Consider the following 1,887-nt stretch of genomic DNA (forward strand, 5'->3'; position numbering starts at 1 on the left):
CCGGCCTGTAACGAGCGGACCAGTTCCTCGTTGATCGGCGTGCCATCGAACACGAATGCGTCGAGATCCTTGATCACCGGCAGTTTGGTGGCGCTCATGCGGTAGCGGATCGAGGCCGCGTGGCGGTGCGCGGCTTCGGCGCGCAACAGATCGCTCAGTATCTCGGGCGTGGTGCGCTGGCGTTGCACGCCGGTGGTCACCGCCTCGTCGAACGCGCTGGCCATCCCCTTGAGGCCCAGCGCGCGCATGGCGTCGATCATCTCATGCCGCTGCATTGTGGCCTCTCACCGTGTCATAGATCGCGCAATCGGCGCGGGGCGGATGCTTGAGTTTGAGGTCGACCACAACGCTCAGTGGCTGATCTGCTGGCGGTTCGCGTCGCCGCGCCAGAATGTTGAGGATTACCTCGTCGCTGGCAGCGCCGGTATCGAACGCTTCGCCGATGGCTGCCTCGACCGCGTCCAGCCCATCGGTGGATATGGCGGCCAGAACCCGGACAAAGCGGCGATCGGCTTCGTCCCCGCTGCCCAGCTTGCGCCGCAACCGGGCCAACGCCGGCGGCAGGTCCCAACCCTGGAATGGCGCGCCGTTGCGCAGCGCGCCGGGTTTGTGCACCAGCACCGGCAGATAGTGCCACGGATTATAGAGCGTCCGGTCGCGCCCAAAGCAGCGCGGGTGTTCGGCGACAACCTCATCCCCCAGGCGCACCACGATCCGATCGGCATAAGCGCGCACCTGAACCGCGCGGCGCACCGCCCGCGCCGCCACGGAATAGCGGTTGCGGTCAAAGCTGATCAGGCATGTGCCGGTCACCGCATGGCTCGTCTCGTGAAAGCCGTCGAACGGCGACAGCATCGGTTGCAGCGCAGGCCGCTCGGCCTCCAGGCATTGCGCAACGGTCATGTCCTTTTGCTCAGGGTGCGAGTGAATCGCCGCCCAGCGCAGGCACTCAGCCTCAAGCCAACCGTTCAGCTCCTCGATGCTGGCAAACTTCAGCCGGGGCTGGAAAAAGCGACCACGGATCGTCTGGACCTGGTTCTCGACCTGGCCCTTCTCCCACCCTGCCGCTGGCGAACAGGCGGTCGGCTCGACCATGTAATGATCGGCCATGACCAGAAACCGACGGTTGAACACGCGCTCCTTGCCGACAAATACCGTCGTCACCGCGGTCTTCATGTTGTCGTAGATGCCGCGTAACGGCACTCCGCCGAAGAAGGCGAATGCGCGGGCGTGGGAGTCGAACACCATCTCCTGCGTCTCGCGCGGATAGGCTCGCACATACACCGCCCGCGACGCGCACAGCCGCATGTGGGCGACCTTCACGCGCATCGGCTTGCCCGCAATCTCTACGTCCTCGTGGCTCCAGTCGAACTGGTACGCCTCGCCCGGCTTGAACAGCAACGGGATGAATGCAGGCACGTCGCCGCCGGGATCCTTGCGGCGGCCATCCGCCCAGCGCCGGGCGTAGCGCCGCACCGCATCATACGATCCCTCAAACCCTTCACGCAGCAGCAGATCGTGGATCCGCGTCATCCGCAGCCGGTCACGCCGATGCCGCGCCTCGTTCTCGCTCAGCAGCGTATCGAGCCGTTCCTGAAACGGTCCAATCCGGGGCCGCGGCTGAACCGTGCGATGATAGTCGAACGCCCCTTCCGGGGCATTGATCGCTTTGCGCACCACCTTGCGCGACAGCCGCAGATCCCGCGCGATCTCCCTGATCGCCTTGCCGCCCGCGTGCTCGCGCCTGATGCGTAAAACTGTCTCCACCACCAACATCCCGATCTCGCCACCTGAAAATCCAGGCCGCTGTCTAAACCATCGGAATGGTGGTTCCCTTTTGGACGCCAATCACCCCGCTAACCGGGTTCCTTTTGCACGCCGATCCAC

The 1,887-nt window shown here is 65.0% G+C and carries 2 protein-coding genes; both read right to left on the reverse strand.

Annotated features, from left to right (window positions below; all coding sequences use genetic code 11):
• Positions 1-275 (reverse strand): ATP-binding protein (locus AQZ50_RS19845; RefSeq protein WP_231730432.1); only part of this gene is annotated, 275 nt, incomplete at its 3' end.
• Positions 262-1,776 carry an IS21 family transposase gene (istA, locus tag AQZ50_RS19850; RefSeq protein ID WP_067749428.1) on the reverse strand — a complete coding sequence of 505 codons (1,515 nt, stop codon included), beginning with the start codon at positions 1,774-1,776 and terminating at the stop codon, positions 262-264. The genes istA and AQZ50_RS19845, both read right to left, overlap by 14 nt.
• Positions 1,777-1,887: the final 111 nt, after the last annotated feature.

The organism is Novosphingobium sp. Fuku2-ISO-50 (assembly GCF_001519055.1).
Taxonomy (GTDB): Bacteria; Pseudomonadota; Alphaproteobacteria; order Sphingomonadales; family Sphingomonadaceae; genus Novosphingobium.

Excerpts from the sequence above, each read along its gene's own strand:
- istA (WP_067749428.1), bottom strand. The coding sequence starts at position 1,776 with ATGTTGGTGGTGGAGACAGTTTTACGCATCAGGCGCGAGCACGCGGGC.